General features: G+C 41.3%; 16 protein-coding genes. 13 read left to right on the top strand and 3 right to left on the bottom strand.

Going from position 1 to position 17,971, the window contains the following annotated elements; genetic code table 11:
- The first annotated feature begins 8 nt into the window (after nucleotides 1-8).
- The 6 genes from C9J12_RS09195 to C9J12_RS09165 all read left to right on the top strand — a co-directional run bounded on the left by C9J12_RS09195 (nucleotide 9) and on the right by C9J12_RS09165 (nucleotide 5,716).
- The gene (locus C9J12_RS09195) at nucleotides 9-1,199 is read left to right on the top strand and encodes an acyl-CoA dehydrogenase family protein (RefSeq protein WP_107242432.1); all 1,191 of its coding nucleotides are present in this window, start codon (nucleotides 9-11) and stop codon (nucleotides 1,197-1,199) included.
- Between the two features lie 67 nt (nucleotides 1,200-1,266).
- A complete protein-coding gene (locus C9J12_RS09190) occupies nucleotides 1,267-2,055 on the top strand; it encodes an enoyl-CoA hydratase (RefSeq protein WP_170111746.1) in 789 nt (262 codons plus the stop codon).
- Between the two features lie 75 nt (nucleotides 2,056-2,130).
- Nucleotides 2,131-3,258 (top strand): enoyl-CoA hydratase/isomerase family protein, encoded by a 1,128-nt coding sequence (locus C9J12_RS09185; protein WP_107242430.1) that lies wholly within the window; start codon nucleotides 2,131-2,133, stop codon nucleotides 3,256-3,258.
- A gap of 49 nt (nucleotides 3,259-3,307) precedes the next feature.
- Nucleotides 3,308-4,207: a 3-hydroxyisobutyrate dehydrogenase gene (gene mmsB / locus C9J12_RS09180; protein ID WP_107242429.1), complete on the top strand. Its 900-nt coding sequence runs from the start codon at nucleotides 3,308-3,310 to the stop codon at nucleotides 4,205-4,207.
- A 40-nt stretch (nucleotides 4,208-4,247) separates the two neighbouring features.
- Nucleotides 4,248-5,006 carry an SDR family oxidoreductase gene (locus C9J12_RS09175; RefSeq protein WP_107242428.1) on the top strand — a complete coding sequence of 253 codons (759 nt, stop codon included), beginning with the start codon at nucleotides 4,248-4,250 and terminating at the stop codon, nucleotides 5,004-5,006.
- Between the two features lie 533 nt (nucleotides 5,007-5,539).
- Entirely contained in the window at nucleotides 5,540-5,716 is a 177-nt protein-coding gene (locus C9J12_RS09165) for a CCGSCS motif protein (protein WP_107242427.1), read from the top strand.
- 97 nt (nucleotides 5,717-5,813) lie between these two features.
- Here the strand turns inward: C9J12_RS09165 and C9J12_RS09160 are convergent, their stop codons facing one another.
- Both C9J12_RS09160 and C9J12_RS09155 read right to left on the bottom strand, forming a co-directional pair.
- Nucleotides 5,814-6,170, bottom strand: a complete 357-nt coding sequence (locus C9J12_RS09160) for a YibL family ribosome-associated protein (RefSeq protein WP_107242426.1) — start codon at nucleotides 6,168-6,170, stop codon at nucleotides 5,814-5,816.
- 171 nt (nucleotides 6,171-6,341) lie between these two features.
- Nucleotides 6,342-7,193 (bottom strand): LysR family transcriptional regulator, encoded by an 852-nt coding sequence (locus tag C9J12_RS09155; RefSeq protein WP_107242425.1) that lies wholly within the window; start codon nucleotides 7,191-7,193, stop codon nucleotides 6,342-6,344.
- Between the two features lie 130 nt (nucleotides 7,194-7,323).
- Between C9J12_RS09155 and C9J12_RS09150 the strand changes: the two genes are divergently transcribed.
- The 5 genes from C9J12_RS09150 to C9J12_RS09130 all read left to right on the top strand — a co-directional run bounded on the left by C9J12_RS09150 (nucleotide 7,324) and on the right by C9J12_RS09130 (nucleotide 14,009).
- The gene (locus C9J12_RS09150) at nucleotides 7,324-8,016 is read left to right on the top strand and encodes a glutathione S-transferase family protein (protein WP_107242424.1); all 693 of its coding nucleotides are present in this window, start codon (nucleotides 7,324-7,326) and stop codon (nucleotides 8,014-8,016) included.
- A gap of 190 nt (nucleotides 8,017-8,206) precedes the next feature.
- Nucleotides 8,207-9,268, top strand: coding sequence for a saccharopine dehydrogenase (locus tag C9J12_RS09145; RefSeq protein WP_107242423.1), 1,062 nt, complete (start codon nucleotides 8,207-8,209; stop codon nucleotides 9,266-9,268).
- A 446-nt stretch (nucleotides 9,269-9,714) separates the two neighbouring features.
- Nucleotides 9,715-11,346, top strand: a complete 1,632-nt coding sequence (locus tag C9J12_RS09140; protein ID WP_107242422.1) for a methyl-accepting chemotaxis protein — start codon at nucleotides 9,715-9,717, stop codon at nucleotides 11,344-11,346.
- Nucleotides 11,347-11,485: 139 nt separating this feature from the next.
- Nucleotides 11,486-11,779, top strand: coding sequence for an antibiotic biosynthesis monooxygenase family protein (locus tag C9J12_RS09135; protein WP_107242421.1), 294 nt, complete (start codon nucleotides 11,486-11,488; stop codon nucleotides 11,777-11,779).
- 181 nt (nucleotides 11,780-11,960) lie between these two features.
- Complete coding sequence (locus C9J12_RS09130; RefSeq protein ID WP_107242537.1) at nucleotides 11,961-14,009, top strand: alpha-amylase family glycosyl hydrolase; 2,049 nt, start codon at nucleotides 11,961-11,963, stop codon at nucleotides 14,007-14,009.
- 126 nt (nucleotides 14,010-14,135) lie between these two features.
- On the opposite strand, the gene C9J12_RS09125 is transcribed toward C9J12_RS09130, so the two are convergent.
- On the bottom strand, nucleotides 14,136-15,812 hold the full coding sequence (locus C9J12_RS09125; protein ID WP_107242420.1) for an electron transfer flavoprotein-ubiquinone oxidoreductase: 1,677 nt from the start codon (nucleotides 15,810-15,812) through the stop codon (nucleotides 14,136-14,138).
- A gap of 282 nt (nucleotides 15,813-16,094) precedes the next feature.
- Here C9J12_RS09125 and C9J12_RS09120 point away from each other — a divergent pair, with 282 nt between their 5' ends.
- On the top strand, nucleotides 16,095-16,880 hold the full coding sequence (locus C9J12_RS09120; protein ID WP_107242419.1) for an electron transfer flavoprotein subunit beta/FixA family protein: 786 nt from the start codon (nucleotides 16,095-16,097) through the stop codon (nucleotides 16,878-16,880).
- Nucleotides 16,881-16,924: 44 nt separating this feature from the next.
- The gene (locus C9J12_RS09115) at nucleotides 16,925-17,920 is read left to right on the top strand and encodes an electron transfer flavoprotein subunit alpha/FixB family protein (protein ID WP_107242418.1); all 996 of its coding nucleotides are present in this window, start codon (nucleotides 16,925-16,927) and stop codon (nucleotides 17,918-17,920) included.
- Nucleotides 17,921-17,971 lie beyond the last annotated feature (51 nt).

Below are 17,971 nucleotides of genomic sequence, written 5' to 3'. Positions count from 1 at the left end.
AGCGATGTATGGACTTTGAATTAAATGAAGATCAACGTGCTTTCGCAGAAACTGCCCGTCAGTTTGCATTAGAACGGCTCAGCCCAATGGCGGCCGAATGGGATGAAAAACACATCTTCCCTAAAGATGTTTTAAAAGAAGCGGGAGAACTCGGTTTTCTTAGTCTTTATACTCCAGAAGAACAGGGTGGTTTAGCGTTAAGTCGTCTAGATTCGTCGATTATTTTTGAACAACTCGCGATGGGATGTACATCGACTACAGCCTTCATGACTATTCATAATATGGTGACATGGATGATTGCGAGTTTCGCGACTGATGAAGCCAAGGCTGAATATTGTCCGCAATTAATCACGGGAGACTGGCTTGGCTCTTATTGTTTAACCGAACCCAATGCGGGATCAGACGCCGCTGCCCTTACAACGTCAGCGAAGAAGATAAAAGACCAATACATTCTTAATGGCGCCAAAACGTTTATTTCAGGTGCAGGTGAAACCGATGTGTTGGTGGTAATGGCGCGAACGGTTAATGACGAGCAAGGTGGCAATAAAAAAGCAGAGCATAAAAGTGGTGCAAAAGGTATTTCTGCGTTTATTGTACCAGCCGATGCTGCAGGCATTACCTATGGGCGAAAAGAGCCCAAAATGGGGTGGAACAGTCAGCCAACCCGCTCAATTACGTTTGATAATGTCGCGATCCCCATGCGTAATTTATTGGGTCAAGAAGGGGAAGGCTTTACCTTTGCGATGAAAGGGCTTGATGGTGGCCGGATCAATATTGCCACTTGTTCTGTTGGTACAGCGCAACAAGCCTTGAATCAAGCGACGCAATATATGAATGAGCGCAAACAGTTCGGGAAAAGCTTGGCGCAATTTCAGGGGCTACAATTCAAGCTTGCCGATATGGCAACAGAGCTTGTTGCAGCTCGGCAATTGGTTCGCTATGCCGCGAGTAAGCTTGATCGACAAGATCCTGAAGCGACGGCCTATTGTGCCATGGCTAAGCGTTTTGCTACAGATACAGGTTTTACTGTGTGTGACCAAGCATTACAGCTTTATGGTGGCTATGGTTATATCAAAGAATACCCGCTTGAACGTTATTTCAGAGATGTACGAGTACATCAGATATTGGAAGGTACAAACGAAATAATGCGCTTGATCATTGCCCGTCGGTTGTTAGCCGAAGGGACTGAAATCTTATAATCAGAAAGTATACCGCTATACAAAATATAACCGAAAACATATCAATAGCGTTAAGGGATGCTTGGTGATGTCATTACTAAAAGAAAATGCAATTGAGTCCATTATTCATAATCACGTTGCTGTTATAACGATGAATAATCCACCCGCGAATACATGGACGGAAACCAGCCTCAATCAGCTTAAACAGCTAGTGTGTTCGCTTAACCAAAATAAAGATGTGTATGCCTTAGTGATCACAGGGCAAGGCGAAAAGTTCTTTTCTGCTGGAGCGGATCTTAAATTATTTGCCAGTGGCGATAAAACGGTCGCATTTGATATGGCACGTTGTTTTGGCGAAGCCTTTGAAACGTTATCTTCATTTCGAGGCGTATCTATTGCTGCAATTAATGGTTATGCAATGGGAGGAGGATTAGAGGTAGCCCTCGCGTGTGACATTAGAATTGCAGAGCAACAAGCAGTGATGGCATTACCTGAAGCGAAAGTCGGGTTATTACCGTGTGCGGGAGGCACACAAAATCTGACTTTGCTGGTTGGAGAAGGCTGGGCAAAACGCATTATTTTATGTGGTGAGCGAGTAACAGCCGATCATGCACTTACTATCCGCCTTGTTGAAGAGGTCGTGCAACAGGGAAAAGCATTAGAGACAGCTATTTTGTTGGCTGAATCTGTTGCCAATCAATCCCCATCTTCTGTCACCGCATGTAAAACCTTAATTCAGCATACCCGAACAGCGCCGTTACAATACGGTTTGATGAAAGAGCGAGAATTGTTCGTGAACTTATTTGATACCGAAGACCAAGCTGAAGGTGTGCAGGCATTCTTAGAGAAGCGAAAGCCTAATTGGAAGAATCAGTAATCATTGATAAGACCAGTAATGCCTGCCTGATGAGGTAATGATTTACATGAAAAACTGATTAATCTAGGAGACGGTATGACAGGCAGAGTCAGTTTTGAAGAATTAGAGTGTGACGATAGCGATCATAAGATTGGTGTCGCGATATTAGAGAACACAGCGTCGTTAAATGCGCTGACATTCGATATGTTGGTGCAATTAAAAGACAAGCTGATGACATGGCAAGATGATGAACATATTGTGAGTGTTTTTCTAGATGGTGCGGGTGAAAAAGCCTTCTGTGCTGGTGGCGATGTTCGCTCGATGTATCATGCAATGAAAAGCGAAACGGTCAGTACATCTCAAGCGTTTTTAACCGACTATTTCGCTGTAGAGTATCAATGTGATTATCTTATCCATACCTACAAAAAACCGATTATTGCTTGGGGTGACGGTATTGTTATGGGAGGCGGCATTGGTTTATATATTGGCGCCAGCCATAAAGTTGTTACACCTAGGTCACGGCTAGCAATGCCTGAAATCAGTATTGGTCTGTACCCAGATGTAGGGGGAACGTGGTTCCTTAATCGGCTAGAGCCCGGTATCGGTTTATTCTTAGGCTTAACCGGTGCCCCCATTAATGCCAGTGATGCTATTGCCCTTAATATTGCCGATAACTTTCTACTTTCTGAACATAAGTCGACAGTATTAGAACATTTACAAGCCAACTCTTGGCGAGGCATCGATGATAATCATGCCATGGTCAGTGAATTGCTCGATAGCTTGTCCCAGCCAACTATTCATCATCAACCCGCTAGCCAACTTGTGCCTTATTTTTCGCATATCCAAGCAGCATGTAGCGGTAGTGATTTGAATACTATTTGTCAAAATATTTTAGCCATGGATGGTATGGGGCAATGGATAGAAACAGCCAAGCATACTCTTGAAGTTGGCAGTCCTATAACTGCACACATATGCTTTAGGCAAGTGACGCAATGTCAGTCACTGTCATTAGCTGAATGCTTCAAACTTGAGCTTAGCTTATCTGTGAGGTGTGGGGCGTTGGGTGAATTCCAAGAAGGGGTACGTGCTCGCTTAATTGATAAAAGTGGTGAGCCAAATTGGTTATTTAAGACAGTGAACGAGGTTGATACCACCCTTATCGATACGTTATTTACGTCATTATGGTCAGAAGGAACACATCCGTTAGCGCAACTAGATCTATAACTTAGATTGATTTAGATAACTTCAATAACCTCAAGAGAGGAGGCGTTTCATGAGCACAATTGCATTTATTGGACTGGGTAACATGGGTAGTCCTATGGCGAAAAACTTGCTAGCAGCAGGTTTTAACGTACAAGTATTTGATTTAAATGAATTGGCAGCGAAAAAGTTAGAGCCTTTAGGGGCGATTGTGTCAGCTTCTTTAGAAGATGTTGTCAAAGGGGCAAGTACGGTCATTACAATGTTGCCTGCTGGATCACATGTTCGTGCTGTGTATCTTGGTGATCATCATGGTGGTATAGGGCTGCTTAATCTTGTTTGTAGAAATACGTTTTTAATCGATTCTTCAACCATTGACCCCGATTCAGCTCGCTTAGTGGCGAATGAAGCCGCAAATAAAGGGTTACAGTTTGTTGATGCACCAGTATCGGGTGGGGTTGCAGGTGCTAAAGCTGCTTCATTAACCTTTATTGTTGGTGGAACAGAGGCTGCTTTTGGTAAAGCCCACGCGATTTTACAACACGTTGGCAAAAATATTTTCCATGCAGGTCATGCGGGTGATGGTCAGATGGCGAAAATCTGTAATAACCTTATGCTCGGTATTTTAATGTCTGGCACCTGTGAAGCACTTAATCTTGGGATTGATAATGGTCTCGACCCCAAAGTGCTCTCTAACATTATGCTACAAAGCTCCGGGCGAAATTGGGCATTAGAATTGTATAACCCATGCCCAGGTGTAATGGAAAACGCACCAGCCAGTAATAACTATCAACCTGGATTTATGAGTAAGTTAATGCTGAAAGATCTTGGTTTAGGGATGGATGCCGCTATTCAAAGTCAATCTTCCATTCCAATGGGTACATTAGCAAGAAACCTATACGCATTTCATAATGTTAACGGTAATGAAGCACTCGATTTTTCAAGTTTATTTAAGTTTTATCAGCGTCAATAATAGTGCTAGCGATGTACTTTGCTTTAAATAAGGATATAGCATGGACCTAAAACAGAGCGTGATTGCAATAACAGGTGCAGGGCAAGGACTAGGGCAAATGATGGCCGTTACTTTGGCACAATCAGGCGCTGAACTAGCACTGCTTGATGTTAATGAAGAAGCACTGCGTAAAACCCAAGACCAATGTCATATGCTAAGTACTAAGGCAATGATATATAAAGTAGATGTAACGAATGAAGCTGAAGTAGTGCAGGCATTTAATGACATTATTGAAGACTTCGGTCAGCTCGATGGGTTGATTAACAATGCCGGTATATTACGCGATGGGTTGTTGGTAAAAGCCAAAGATGGCGAGATCAGTAAGATGTCATTAGAGCAATTTAATGCCGTGATGGATGTTAATGTAACAGGGTCTTTTTTATGCGGAAGAGAGGCTGCAGTGAAGATGATCCAGACAGAACGTAAAGGCGTCATTATTAATATTTCCAGTGTGGCGCGTGCAGGAAATATCGGACAGACCAATTATGCTGCGTCAAAAGCTGCGGTTGCGACGATGGCAACGTGTTGGGCTAAAGAGCTTGCTCGTTATGGTATACGCGCAGCGGCTATTGCACCTGGTGTTGTTAACACTGCGATGGCTGAACAATTAAAACCTGAAGCTGTCGAGCGTTTGAAAAAAATGGTGCCAGTAGGAAGAATAGGGGAAACCAGTGAGATCGCACATGCTGCAAAGTATATTTTTGAAAGTGATTATTTTACCGGACGTGTGCTAGAAGTAGATGGTGGTATGCGAATGTAGAGCTAATCTGTCAAATATCGTGATGGTGTTGTCTTGGTCTTACTGATTATTAAAAGGGACGGAGTATTATCAACTTATAGTCAAAAAAAATTCCCGTTCCTTTTAAGTCATCAGCTCTATACCCAAGTTGCTCATGGCTTATGATTGACGTATATCAGTTACCATAAACCATGACAAATAATGCTAAACCACCACCGATTACAAACATTAGCATCCCTAGTGTAGCTGCAATTTTATTTAATATTGGGATAAATTTATCCAAAGTAATTCTCCGTCATGTAATGCCCACCTAAACAAGTTCCTGACCATCTACTTATCAAGATCGATATAAGAGGTAGAAGATGCCATATTTTTAGGGAGATTTCGAGTAAATTAATTATAGAAAATGTTAATGAGTTATACCTCCATCAATTGAAGTATTGACTAAGACGGCTACAGATAATAACATGTATTTAAATTACACCTTATTGATCGCAGCTAAAAAGACTTAGCTAAAGATCAGTTATTACGTCATTTATATCGAGGAAGTTATTATGGGTTTATCATTTAAGAAAATTTTCAAAAAAGACGATAGCAAAGCAGAGCAGGAAAAAGTAGGTGTAGAAGCATCTTCACAAGCAACAGCTACAAATGCTGACGCTACGCAGGAAGAAACAAAGAAAAAAGGAAAGCATGGTGAGCCGGGCTTTTGTTGCGGATCATGTTCGTAGGTAAAGAAAGTAAAACGATTGTGCTGTATACCCGTCGAAACAGAGCGATACAGCACAAAAATCTATTATTAATTACGCAAAACGTGATAACAGTAGATTAGAAAGCTTTTGGTGCAAAACCAGTTACTTCTTTAAGACCCATTTCACGACCCAGTGCCGTCATTGGGTGAACAACAACTAAACCACGAACAGACTTTTTCAGTTTGCCCATGTCAGCTTGTTCTGCTTTTGTTAAAGCACGTTTGAAAGCCATTGACTTAACATCAGTGCCTTGTTGATTAACATCACGCGTTTGTTTTGTCTTTAAGCTAGCAATTTGATTGTTTAACTTAGTTAGCTCCAACTTAGCTTTAGCCGCAATTGCTTTATCACCGCGGTCTACTGCACCAGCTAGTTTACGTTTAGTTTTATCTAGCTTGTTGCTTACTTGTTGAAGTTCTTGCTTTAAATTCATGCTGTTACCTTAAAATCTATACTCACAACATCTGCCTATAGTGACATTATAAATCAGCATAACAGTGTTGGCCTGACCCCATTATAACAGCAACTTCCACCGTCAGTAACAAACCTTTGGTTTCAGTATGAAAATAGCGTGAATAAATCTTAAAAAACTAAAAAATTACGACTATTTATTAGCATTATTTTGAAATGATTCCGATATTTTCTTTATCGCGTTATCAGACAATGCTGGATGCGATGTTATTGCTGGAACCAATACAATGTGAATTGCAGGTAAGGGTGGAAGCCATGTTTCATCCAATTCATACAAATCTTCTGAAAGACTCGATCGTGCCATTGCCCCAATAGCCAAGCCGTGACGAACCATGCCTTTTTGCGCGCTGGCACTTGAGCTACAACTGACAAGATCGTAAGGAATCTGGTTTTTCATTAAACCCGTTAAAGCGGCAGAATGAAATTTACAATCGGACTGAAAGAGTGCGATGGGTAATGGACGATGTTCTAATAATACATGTTGTTTAGAACCTATCCATACACCCTCATCTGTTTTTAATAAATAGCCTTCTTCAAGATTGGGAGAGCGAGTCAAGATGGCAAGATGTAACTCCCCTTTATCTAAACCTTGTCGTAGTAAAAGGCTAGAAGCACAGGTGACTTGAATATTAATCCTACCTAAGCTTTCTCGAATAAGACCAATAACCACAGGCAATATAGATTCTGCATAATCATCTGGGCAACCAAGATGTAGGGCAGGGTAAGCTGTTTCTGTTCGTATCGCATTAATCGTTTCATCGTGTAAGCCAACAATACGCTTGGCATAACTGGCTAACTGTTGCCCTTCATGACTCAGTACTAAGTGGCGACCTTCCTTGGTGAATAGGATTTTACCGAGTTCTTCTTCGAGCTTTTTCATTTGCATGCTAATCGCTGACTGTGTGCGATGAGTTTGCTTAGCTGCACGTGTAAAACTACCGGTTTCGACAAAAGCTAAAAAACTTCGCAATGAATCTATGTCCATGTATCTTCCTTTTATCAGATAGCATCATCTATTCAAGATTCTGATATGAGTTATCAAAACTATGCGCTAGTCATTAGAAAATCAACACGTTAAATTAAATCTACTGAATCTTAATGGTGAAGAGACGTGTATGAAGTTGATCATTGGCAATAAAAATTATTCGAGTTGGTCTTTACGTGGTTGGTTAATGTTAGCCAAAAATGGGCTGGAATTTGAGGTTGTGCAGTTACCCTTATTCACTAAACGTTTTTATGAGGAATTATCAGAAATATCACCAGCCCTTAAAGTGCCTGTGCTTATCGATCAAATACAGGATGGCCAAATAAAAAGCGCTCAAGACACCGTAATTTGGGATTCACTCGCCATTTGTGAATATATTAATGAGCAATATTTGAGTGGTTCAGCATGGCCCCAAACAATACAGGATCGTGCAAAAGCCAGATCGATCGCTGCTGAAATGCACTCTGGTTTCAGCGCACTTCGTAACGAAATGCCAATGAACTGCCGTGCAAAACGAACATTAGCACTCTCTGAACTCGCGTTGAAAGATATTGCGCGTATTGATCAAATTTGGTCTGAACAAATGTCTCTTAATACAAATAAAATAGATGGTGATGGCTGGTTATTTGGTAAGTGGAGTATTGCCGATTGCATGTTTGCACCTGTAGTTTTTCGTTTTGTGACGTATGGCGTGAAAGTTTCACCATCAGCAGAACAGTATATGCAGCGCGCATTAGCATCGACTGAAATGCAGCAATGGTTAGCCGATGCTCTGACTGAAACTGACATCGTTGAGGAAGATGAAGCCGGAATGCCATTGTAGTAACGGCTAAGAATCACTTCCGAAGGGGGCGTTTATTGTTGGCTTTTACAACCCAGCATGTTGTACTGGCTTTAGGTGTCGCACCAGTTCCCTTCAGCCATATTAACGGCTGTTTAAGCCAGCCAGCATTGGTTTTATGTTTGCGGAATTTACAACAAATTCGATTCAGGTATAAGATAAGGAACATCATATGCAAACAATTTTTTGGTTAAGAGATGAAGTAAAACAAGGTGAGCGTCGAGCTGCGCTTACTCCAACAGGGGCATCTGCACTGATCCAAACTGGTGCTGTTGTTATGGTTGAAAAAAGCTCAACACGAATTTTCGCAGATGCTGAATACCTTGCTGCAGGGTGTGAACTGGTCGAAGGGCATAGTTGGGTAACTGCACCCAACTATGCGTATATTCTAGGGCTTAAGGAATTATCAGAAGACGATTTCCCGCTACAGCACAAACATATATATTTTGCGCATGCTTACAAAGGTCAAGATGAAGCCCAACAAGTTTTAGCGCGTTTTGACCAAGGAAAAGGTGAAATATTAGACCTTGAATTCTTACAAGATATTAATGGTCGGCGGGTCTGCGCATTCGGTTACTGGGCGGGTTATGTAGGTGCTGCTATTGGTTTTGCGGGTTACTGCCATCGGTTGAACAGTGATTCAACGTTTCCTGCGGTAAATAGCTACCCAAATCGTGATGTTTACCTAACTGAGTTGAAGCAGTTAATGACGCAACTACCACAAAAGCCAAACGCGTTGGTTATTGGCGCGTATGGTCGTAGTGGTCGAGGTGCCGTTGATTTATTTGCAGATATTGGTATTGAAGCGGTGCAATGGGATATCAATGAAACCAAAGCGGGTGGACCTTTCACTGACATTAACAATTTTGATATTTTAGTTAATTGCGCATATTTAGCCCCAGGTACTGCGCCATTTATTACACCTGAAAGTTTGGGAGCATCGCCACGACTAAGTATGGTCAGTGATGTTAGCTGCGATCCTAATAACCCAGATAATCCAATCCGAATCTATGCTGCGTGTACAAAGTTAACTCAACCGATTGTTCAATCTCAAATTGCAGGCATTGAAGTGCAAGCGGTGGATCACCTTCCGACGGTATTACCGAAAGAAAGCAGTGAAGATTTTGCTGAACAGTTATTACCGCATTTATTAACCCTTTCTGATGATTCAGATCCTGATGGGGTTTGGTTACGTGCAAATGGTTTTTTCAATACTGCGATTTCAGCATTGTGAATAAACCAATATAGCAGTTAAAAGGCAAGGGCCTTTGAGCTGTATCATAAAGTAATATTAATAGGGTTCGCAGGAATGTGAACCTTGTGATGTCAGTGTTCTCTTGCCTTATAGCAATAAGGCCGTTTAATAACTAGGTGGGTGAAAATACCCGCTTATAAATAAATTCACTTTTTTTAGAAATAAGGTGAGCAGATTTTTTTGGATTATAGTTACGAGGCGCTCGCCTTTTGTACATATATTTATTGGCAATGGTTTGCGTGTTCAATGTTTGTGCAAGGTCTTATTTTCATTGGTTTTTTATTATAAAAAGTGTGACTTTTACACTGTTTTATTTTATTTTGTTTTCTGTTATCTGCTGTTAAATAGAGAATGAGTTAATATTAACTCAAATAATAGAAATACTCATGGACTGAGTTATTACATTATCCAAGGGTCTTATAAATATGAGTTATAAAAATTTAGCAGTGCGTAAAAAAATTGCCGTTGTATTTTCAGCGATCGGATTAGTTATGATAGCGTTTGCTATGTTCCTATTCCAAGAGTTAAAAAAAGTAGAGTCAGATGTAATTAACTTTACGGATTCTACGATTCCAAGTGTGTTATCAGTTGAAGCTATGTACTTTGAAATGTCAGTGTTGCGCCGTAGTCAATATGCGGCCCTCACATATAAAGAATCTAATTCTAAATTAGATGCGTTGTTTATTCGTCAAGCTGCAACTAAACATAAAATTCAAGGTATGCTAAGTCGCTATGATGCTACCGTAGCAGGTACAGAAGAGCGTCGAATATTTGATTACGTATTAAAGGCTTGGAAAGATTATTTAAATATATTTAATAATTTTGAGCAAATGGTAAAAAGCCGAGATCTTGATAAAGCTCATCAAGAGTTAGTTAGTTCACTTGATGAGTTTGATGCAGTAGGTACTGCAATGGATGCGTTAGTTGATATTAACTTAGGTTTTGTTGCTAGTAATCGCACGGAAATTATAGGTAGCGTTAGTAATGTAACCACAATAACCAAAGTGTCTTTCACTGCGTTGATTGCTTTCATGGTATTTATTACGTTCTTCTTGGCTCGTCAAATTTGTCGTCCTTTGAACTTAGTTGTTGAACAATCGAAAGCGATAGCTTCTGGCGATTTAACATTCCACCTTCAACGCGAAGAAATTGGTAATGATGAGCTAGGCGTATTGGCTGATACCAATATCGAAATGCAAAACCAGCTACGAATCTTAATTGAAGATACTATTTCTGCGGTAACTCAACTTTCTGCAGCAGTTGAAGAAATGAGTGCGATCTCTGAGCAATCGGCTCGTGGTATGCAACAGCAACAATCTGATATTACAACCGTAGCTGCGGCAATGGAAGAGATGAAGGCAACCGTTGCAGAAGTTGCAAATAATACGGAAACGGCCTCTACTTCTGCGTTAGAAGCGTCTGAAGAAGCGAAGCAAGGTAATCAAGACGTTCAATCTAATATCAAACAAATTCAAATCGTGTCTCGTGATATTGAGCAAGCAGGTGAGTTAGTTGAAGAGCTGGAGCGTGAATCACACAACATCAGTGTTGTTGTTGAAGTAATTCGTGGTATTGCTGATCAAACAAATTTGCTGGCATTGAACGCAGCGATTGAAGCGGCGCGTGCTGGTGAGCAAGGCCGTGGTTTTGCCGTGGTAGCAGATGAAGTTCGTTCTCTTGCGGGCCGTACTCAAACATCAACCAGTGAAATTGTTGATATTATTGAGAAGCTACAAGCAAGTGCAGCCCATGCGAAGAGTGCGACTGGTCAAAGTTGTTCGAAGATTCGTATTTGTGTAGAGCAAAGTGTTCAAACGGGTCAATCTATTCAAATCATTGAAGAAACCATGATGAAGGTTGCCGATACAGGTATTCAAATCGCAAGTGCGTGTAGCCAACAAGATTCGGTAACTGAAGAGCTTGGCCGCAATATTCAAAGTATGAGTTTATCAGCAAGTGAAGTGGCAATGGGGGCTGAACAAACGGCGCAATCAAGTGTTGAGTTAGCGCAATTAGCAACGACACTGAAAGCGTCACTGTCACGTTTTAAAGTGTAGTCTCAATCTACATAAGCTAAGATTTAAGTCTTTAAATAAGAAAGAGGAGATCATTTGATCTCCTTTTTTTGTCTAATAAATCAATCGCGGTTAACCGTGAATTTATAATACAAATTAACCTTTGGATTAAGGATAACCCATGAAATACGCCGTTATATTTAAAGCCGAGATCAATCAGTTTGATGATGAATATTCTAAAATGGCAGCGAAGATGCGTGATTTAGCCATAAAAGAATATGATTGTACTGAGTTTGTAGCCACTGCTGAAGGTAGCCAAGAAATCGCGATATCTTATTGGGATAACCTCGAACACATTAAAGCGTGGAAGCAGAATGCCGAGCATTTAGTCGCACAAAAGCTAGGTCAAAATAAATGGTATAAGCATTATACCGTTGAGGTTGTAGAAGTTCTTAGGCGTTATTCATCGAAATAGAATCAGTAAAAAAATATTGTAAAACAATAATGTAAGAAAGATGTGATGCAGATCTCTACTCCCCCCAACCTACGCCTCAAATTATTATTCTAAGGATGGTCTCAATGCTGTGTGATTAATAAATAATCACCGTGTACCTATATAATAATAATTCAAGGAGAACATCGTGGTTAAATGGAACATGGGGTTAAAACAGAACGTAAAAACATGTCTTGCACTTGCCATCGCAGCGTCTTTATCTGCTTGCAGTAGTTCTGGTTCATCGACTTCATCCGATTCACCTGTTGGTAACGTAACGCCTTACGCTTGTAATGTATCAACATCAGCTGAAACTGATGATTTACGTATGTATCAAGTGATGGTTGAAAGCTTTGTAAATGGCGATGACAGTATTGGTCATGGTACTGGCTATGGAACTAGCCATCACAAAGGTGACTTACAAGGCATTATTGATTCACTCGATTATATCCAATCTTTGGGAATGAATGCGGTTTGGTTAACACCGGTATTTGATTCTGTTCCTGTAGAAGGGCAGAATCACTGGGCTGACAGGCTGGATGCCACTGGGTATTTTGCAAGTAACTACTTTGCGATAGATCCGCGTTTTGGTTCGATGGAAAAAGCGAAAGAGCTGGTCGAAGAAGCCCATAAGCGTGGTTTGTATGTATTCTTTGATGGGGTATTCGGACACCATAAAGATAACGTTGTCGCATCACCTCAAGGTAATTTACCTCAAGGTGAGAGTAACCCGGTTAGTTACCCTGAAAGCATGGCATTTTATAAAGAAGTGGCGACATACTGGATAACAGAATTAAAGATTGATGGTTGGCGTTTAGACCAAGCATATCAAGTACCTACCGATGCATGGGCTGAGCTGCGTAAAAGCGTTGATGAAGCCTCGAAATCGGTTACATATGTAAATTCTGATGGTAAAACGGTTAATCCTCTTGGCTACATGGTGGCTGAAATTTGGAATAACGAAAACTACATTAATGAAACAGGCTATGGTTCTGCTGAAAATCCTGCGTTATGTTCTGCGTTCGATTTCCCTGTGCGCTACCGTGTTGTTGAAACCTTTGCGGTAAATGAAAACGGCAATGGTGGAAAGGGCGGTGAATGGCTAGATGAAGGCATGTCATTACATAGCCTCTATCCGGCAGATGCTAAACCTAACCTTATGCTAGGTAATCACGATTTGGTCCGTTTTGGTGATTTGCTACAACGTGGCAATATTGCAGACGTAAATAATGATGAATACTGGCAGCGTCACAAAGCAGCACTGTCTTTCCAAGCCGCGTACACTGGCCCTATTACCTTGTATTACGGTGATGAAATAGGCGATCAAGTTGAAGGGTTCGCCGATAAAGCACCAGGTGAAAATTGTGCTATTGATGGCTTATGTGATGATCATGTTGCGCGTTCAACTGCAAAAATAGAGGGTGTTACAACATCGTCTGATAGTTCTCTGAATGTTAGCCAAAAAGATCTGAAAAAGTATGTGACCAAACTGATGAACCTTCGTGCTGCACACCCTGCATTATCACAAGGTGAACGCGTTAATGTACTGGCTAATGATTCTGTCTATGTTGATCATAAACAGTCTGGTGATGATGTTTTACTGTACATGGTGAGCACACAATCTCAATCAAATAGCATCGAACTGATCGCATCAAAGGTGGGATCAGAAGGTGATTTAGTGGATTTAATCACTGGCGAACGTTTTTCTGTTAGCTCTGGTAAGTATCAAATTCCATTAAATGGTTTTGTTGCCCGTTTCTTGAAAGTTGAAGTTCCTTCAGCTGTCGGCGCAACAGCAACAAAAGCGGCAGTGATGATGACTGGCGAAGGTTTTATGGCGCAGTGTGATAACCCTACGCTTGATGAAGTCGGACCTGTTAGCAAGACATTGTACGTAGTCGGTGATTTTGCAGATGCAGGCTGGAAGCATAAAGATAACCGTGCTTTCGAATACAAGGGTAATAATACTTACCAAGCCGTTGTCGATGAAAAGGCAGGTGGCTATCGTATGCAGTATGCAAGTAAAGATTGGTCGTCACAATATACTGCTGATGGCCTAGAGTTGAAGCTGGGTGTCGAAAATATTCTTAAAGCTGGTGGCTACGGAAAAGATACCGCAGCAATGTTACCTGAGGCAGGTAAGTACGTTTGGAGTATTCAGTTTACTGATAACGGTTTACCAGAAAATATCATGGTATCTAAGTGTCAGTAAATCGTAATAGCAACGGTGCTGCTGATCATTAAATAGCCATGTTATATATATTTACTGTTTAATTTATAAGTGAAGCATCAGTTTAAAAGGAGCCCTAGCTTTATAAAGCATAGGGCTCCTTTTTTATTACATATTCTGATAATTTGGCCCGCCACCACCTTCTGGTGGGTGCCAAGTTATATTTTGCGACGGATCTTTAATGTCGCAGGTTTTACAATGTACGCAGTTAGCAGCGTTGATTTGCAGTTTAGGTTTATCATCAACAGTGATGATTTCATAGACGCCTGCGGGGCAATAGCGCTGACTGGGCTCATCATAGCGTGGTAAATGGGTATGAATAGGAATGTTGTTATCGGCGAGTACTAAGTGGCAAGGCTGATTTTCTTCATGTTGTGTTCCTGATAAATATACCGATGACGGCTTATCGAAACTCAATATACCATCAGGCTTGGGATAGGAAATAGGTTGGCATTGTGCGATGTCTTTTAAGCACTCATGATCGGCCTGTTGATCTGTAATTGTCCAAGGTGTTTTACGCTTAAAAATAGATGCCCACACGTTATGTTCAAAAGCAGCGAGTGTTCCGCCTAGCAAACTACCAAATTTGTGTAGCTCTGCACCAAAATTACGTGATTCTTGTAGCTCTTGATACAGCCAAGACGCTTCAAACAACAAGTCATAATCCGGCTCGGTTTGAGCATTGCCACATCGTAATTGTTCAAAAATAGCATCTGCCGCTAGCATGCCTGATTTCATCGCAGTGTGGCTGCCTTTTATCTTGGCTACATTTAATGTGCCTGCATCACAACCTACTAACAAGCCACCAGGAAATTGCTGTTTGGGCAAAGATGATAATCCGCCTTTAGAAATAGCCCGCGCACCGTAAGAAATACGCTGTCCACTTTTAAGATGCTTACTGAAAGCGGGATGTTTTTTTAGTCGTTGGAATTCATCGAAAGGGCTTAGATAAGGGTTACTGTAATTCAAATCAACGATTAACCCAACGGCGATCTGGTTATCGTCTAAATGATAAAGAAAGCCACCGCCAGTCGTATCTGATTCACTTAAAGGCCAACCTGCTGCGTGAATAACACTACCTGCATTAGGTTGAGTATTATTTGTAGGCATTTCCCATATTTCTTTTAGCCCCAATGCATAGTGTTGAGGTTGTTTATTCGCAGCTAGCTGATACTTATCGAGCAGCTGTTTACCCAAACTCCCTCGCGATCCTTCAGCGAAGATAGTGTATTTGGCTTTCAGTTCGATACCCGCTTCGAAATTCGCTTTGGGGGCGCCATTTTTATCTCGCCCCATATCTGACGTATTAATACCAGTCACAGCGCCAGCTGCGTCGTAATTAATACTGGCAGCGGCAAAGCCCGGGAAAATATCTACACCTAGCACTTCAGCTTGCTGTGCTAGCCAGCGACATAGGTTGGCTAAGCTAATCACGTAGTTTTTATCTGTGTTATGCATAGGCTGTGGTGTGAGGAAATGTGGAACCGTCAGGTGATTATATTGGTTAGTCAGGTAGATGAATTGATCGTCAATCACGGGGGTAGTAAGTGGCGCACCCATTGTTGACCATTCTGGGAACAGTTCATCTAATGCACGGGTTTCAAATAGCGCACCAGAGATAATGTGTGCACCGACTTCAGCGCCTTTTTCGACGACACAAATGCTAATGTCTTGTCCTTTTTTATTTGCTTTCTGGTTGAGCTGTGCAAGCTGACAAGCGGCAGCCAAGCCAGCAGGACCAGCGCCAACAATCACAACATCAAACGCCATATATTCTCTATCCATGCTGTAAACCTGTCCCTACATTACTTACATAACATTAAATATAGTCCAGTTGACGTAAACGTAAATTAAACTAGGCTCAAAAGGTAACGTAGTTTTTACTGTATTATTTCTTGAAAAGCATAGATTAACTCAAAAATAGCCATTCAAAGCACGGTATACCTGCCAAGTAACGATTTTGAAAAACAACAGCATTGAAAAAACAACACTGAAAAACACCGACAGTGATAAATCATAGGATTAAGGCTTACACGAACAGCATCCCAATTTACAAAGGAAGGCATTGTGAAAGTATTAGTAGCGATTAAGCGTGTGATTGACCCTTACGTAAAGATTAGGGTTAAGAGTGACGGTTCAGGTGTAGAGACCAATAATGTAAAAATGACGATGAACCCCTTTTGCGAAATAGCGGTAGAAGAGGCGGTTAGGCTAAAAGAAGCAGGGCATGCAGAAGAAATTATTGTGGTATCAGTCGGCGATAAAAGCTGTCAGGAACAATTGAGAACAGCACTGGCACTGGGCGCCGATCGTGCGATTCATATTGATATACCATCTTCACCAGAACCTCTCGTTGTGGCTAAATTACTGCGAGCTGTTATGGTGATTGAAGACCCTGGAATTGTATTACTGGGTAAGCAATCTATTGATACTGACAATAATCAAGTGGCGCAAATGCTAGCTGCCATCACGCAGCGCCCTCAAGGTACATTCGCATCAGAAGTGACCGTTGTGTCAGAAGAATCTCCAGTATCTGAATCGAATGGGCAGAGTAATGCCGTACTTGTAACTCGTGAAATTGATGGTGGTCTTGAAACGGTAAAACTGAATCTACCAGCAATTATCAGTACTGACTTGCGCTTAAATGAGCCCCGTTATGCCTCTCTTCCCAATATTATGAAAGCAAAACGAAAACCATTAGATGTGATAACACCAGAAGAATTAGGTGTGGCAGTTACTCTGCATCAAGAAGTACTTGATGTAATGTCACCGCCTGAACGCGTCGCTGGCGTGATGGTTAATAGCGTATCGGAGCTGGTAGAAAAGCTGAAAAATGAAGCCAAGGTTATTTAACGTACGTACTTGGTTATTTCAAATACGCTGCTAGGAGCGATTTAATGGGCGATAAAAAATTAGCAACGCTTGTTATTGCAGAGCATGATAATAAATCGGTGTCAGTTGATACATTACGAACCATCAATGCTGCAACAGAGATAATGTCTGAAAATAAACAAGTGGAAATTACGGTATTAGTTATTGGCTTTCATTGCGAATCAGTGGTTGAATCAATCCGTCACATTAGTGCTGTTAGTAATGTGCTAGTGGTTAATTCAGATGTTTATCAACACTTATTAGCCGAAAATGTGTCGGCTTTAATTGTCCATGTTTGTAAAGAACATATCGGTAATGACTATTCGCATATATTAGCGCCAGCCACAACCTTTGGTAAAAATATAACGCCACGTGTTGCTGCCTTATTGGATGTGGGGCAGTTGTCGGATGTGATCGGCATAGAATCACCCGACGTTGTTATTCGTCCTATCTATGCTGGCAATGCGTTAGTAAGAGTGAAATCTAACGACGAAATTAAAGTGATGACGATTCGCAGTGCAGCATTCGATGCAATCACCACAAATGACAGTGTCGAGCCCCCTCATGCCTTCTGCATTGAAATGAATCGGTTAGATAATTATATTCTGGCAGAATCGTCCGAATTCGTATCGCAGCAGAAAGTAGTAAGTGCACGACCTGAATTACCTGCGGCTAGCGTTGTTATCTCTGGTGGGCGAGGGTTAGGCAGTAAAGAAGGTTTTGAACTCGTTGAACAGCTTGCAGACAAACTGGGAGGCGCGATTGGTGCTTCACGTGCTGCTGTTGATGCGGGTTTTGTTTCGAATGATTTACAAGTCGGACAAACGGGTAAAATTGTTGCGCCTGATCTTTATATCGCCGTCGGTATCTCTGGTGCTATTCAGCACTTAGCTGGCATGAAAGATTCAAAAGTGATTGTGGCGATTAACAGTGATCCTGAAGCGCCTATTTTTCAAATTGCAGATTATGGGCTAGTGGGGGATCTTTTTGAGATCATGCCTGAATTAATCCGCTCTGTGTAATATGTAAAAAAGCGGCTATATTGCCGCTTTTTATATACCCTGCTTTTTTAA

This window comes from Photobacterium frigidiphilum (assembly GCF_003025615.1).
In the GTDB taxonomy this organism is placed as follows: domain Bacteria; phylum Pseudomonadota; class Gammaproteobacteria; order Enterobacterales; family Vibrionaceae; genus Photobacterium; species Photobacterium frigidiphilum.
The sequence above is the reverse complement of the archived record's forward strand: the minus strand, read 5'-3'. Positions and strand labels throughout refer to the sequence as shown.

Coding starts and splice junctions, on each gene's coding strand:
- C9J12_RS09195 (WP_107242432.1), top strand. CDS start 9: ATGGACTTTGAATTAAATGAAGATCAACGTGCTTTCGCAGAAACTGCC.
- C9J12_RS09190 (WP_170111746.1), top strand. CDS start 1,267: ATGTCATTACTAAAAGAAAATGCAATTGAGTCCATTATTCATAATCAC.
- C9J12_RS09185 (WP_107242430.1), top strand. CDS start 2,131: ATGACAGGCAGAGTCAGTTTTGAAGAATTAGAGTGTGACGATAGCGAT.
- mmsB (WP_107242429.1), top strand. CDS start 3,308: ATGAGCACAATTGCATTTATTGGACTGGGTAACATGGGTAGTCCTATG.
- C9J12_RS09175 (WP_107242428.1), top strand. CDS start 4,248: ATGGACCTAAAACAGAGCGTGATTGCAATAACAGGTGCAGGGCAAGGA.
- C9J12_RS09165 (WP_107242427.1), top strand. CDS start 5,540: ATGGGTTTATCATTTAAGAAAATTTTCAAAAAAGACGATAGCAAAGCA.
- C9J12_RS09160 (WP_107242426.1), bottom strand. CDS start 6,170: ATGAATTTAAAGCAAGAACTTCAACAAGTAAGCAACAAGCTAGATAAA.
- C9J12_RS09155 (WP_107242425.1), bottom strand. CDS start 7,193: ATGGACATAGATTCATTGCGAAGTTTTTTAGCTTTTGTCGAAACCGGT.
- C9J12_RS09150 (WP_107242424.1), top strand. CDS start 7,324: ATGAAGTTGATCATTGGCAATAAAAATTATTCGAGTTGGTCTTTACGT.
- C9J12_RS09145 (WP_107242423.1), top strand. CDS start 8,207: ATGCAAACAATTTTTTGGTTAAGAGATGAAGTAAAACAAGGTGAGCGT.
- C9J12_RS09140 (WP_107242422.1), top strand. CDS start 9,715: ATGAGTTATAAAAATTTAGCAGTGCGTAAAAAAATTGCCGTTGTATTT.
- C9J12_RS09135 (WP_107242421.1), top strand. CDS start 11,486: ATGAAATACGCCGTTATATTTAAAGCCGAGATCAATCAGTTTGATGAT.
- C9J12_RS09130 (WP_107242537.1), top strand. CDS start 11,961: ATGGGGTTAAAACAGAACGTAAAAACATGTCTTGCACTTGCCATCGCA.
- C9J12_RS09125 (WP_107242420.1), bottom strand. CDS start 15,812: ATGGATAGAGAATATATGGCGTTTGATGTTGTGATTGTTGGCGCTGGT.
- C9J12_RS09115 (WP_107242418.1), top strand. CDS start 16,925: ATGGGCGATAAAAAATTAGCAACGCTTGTTATTGCAGAGCATGATAAT.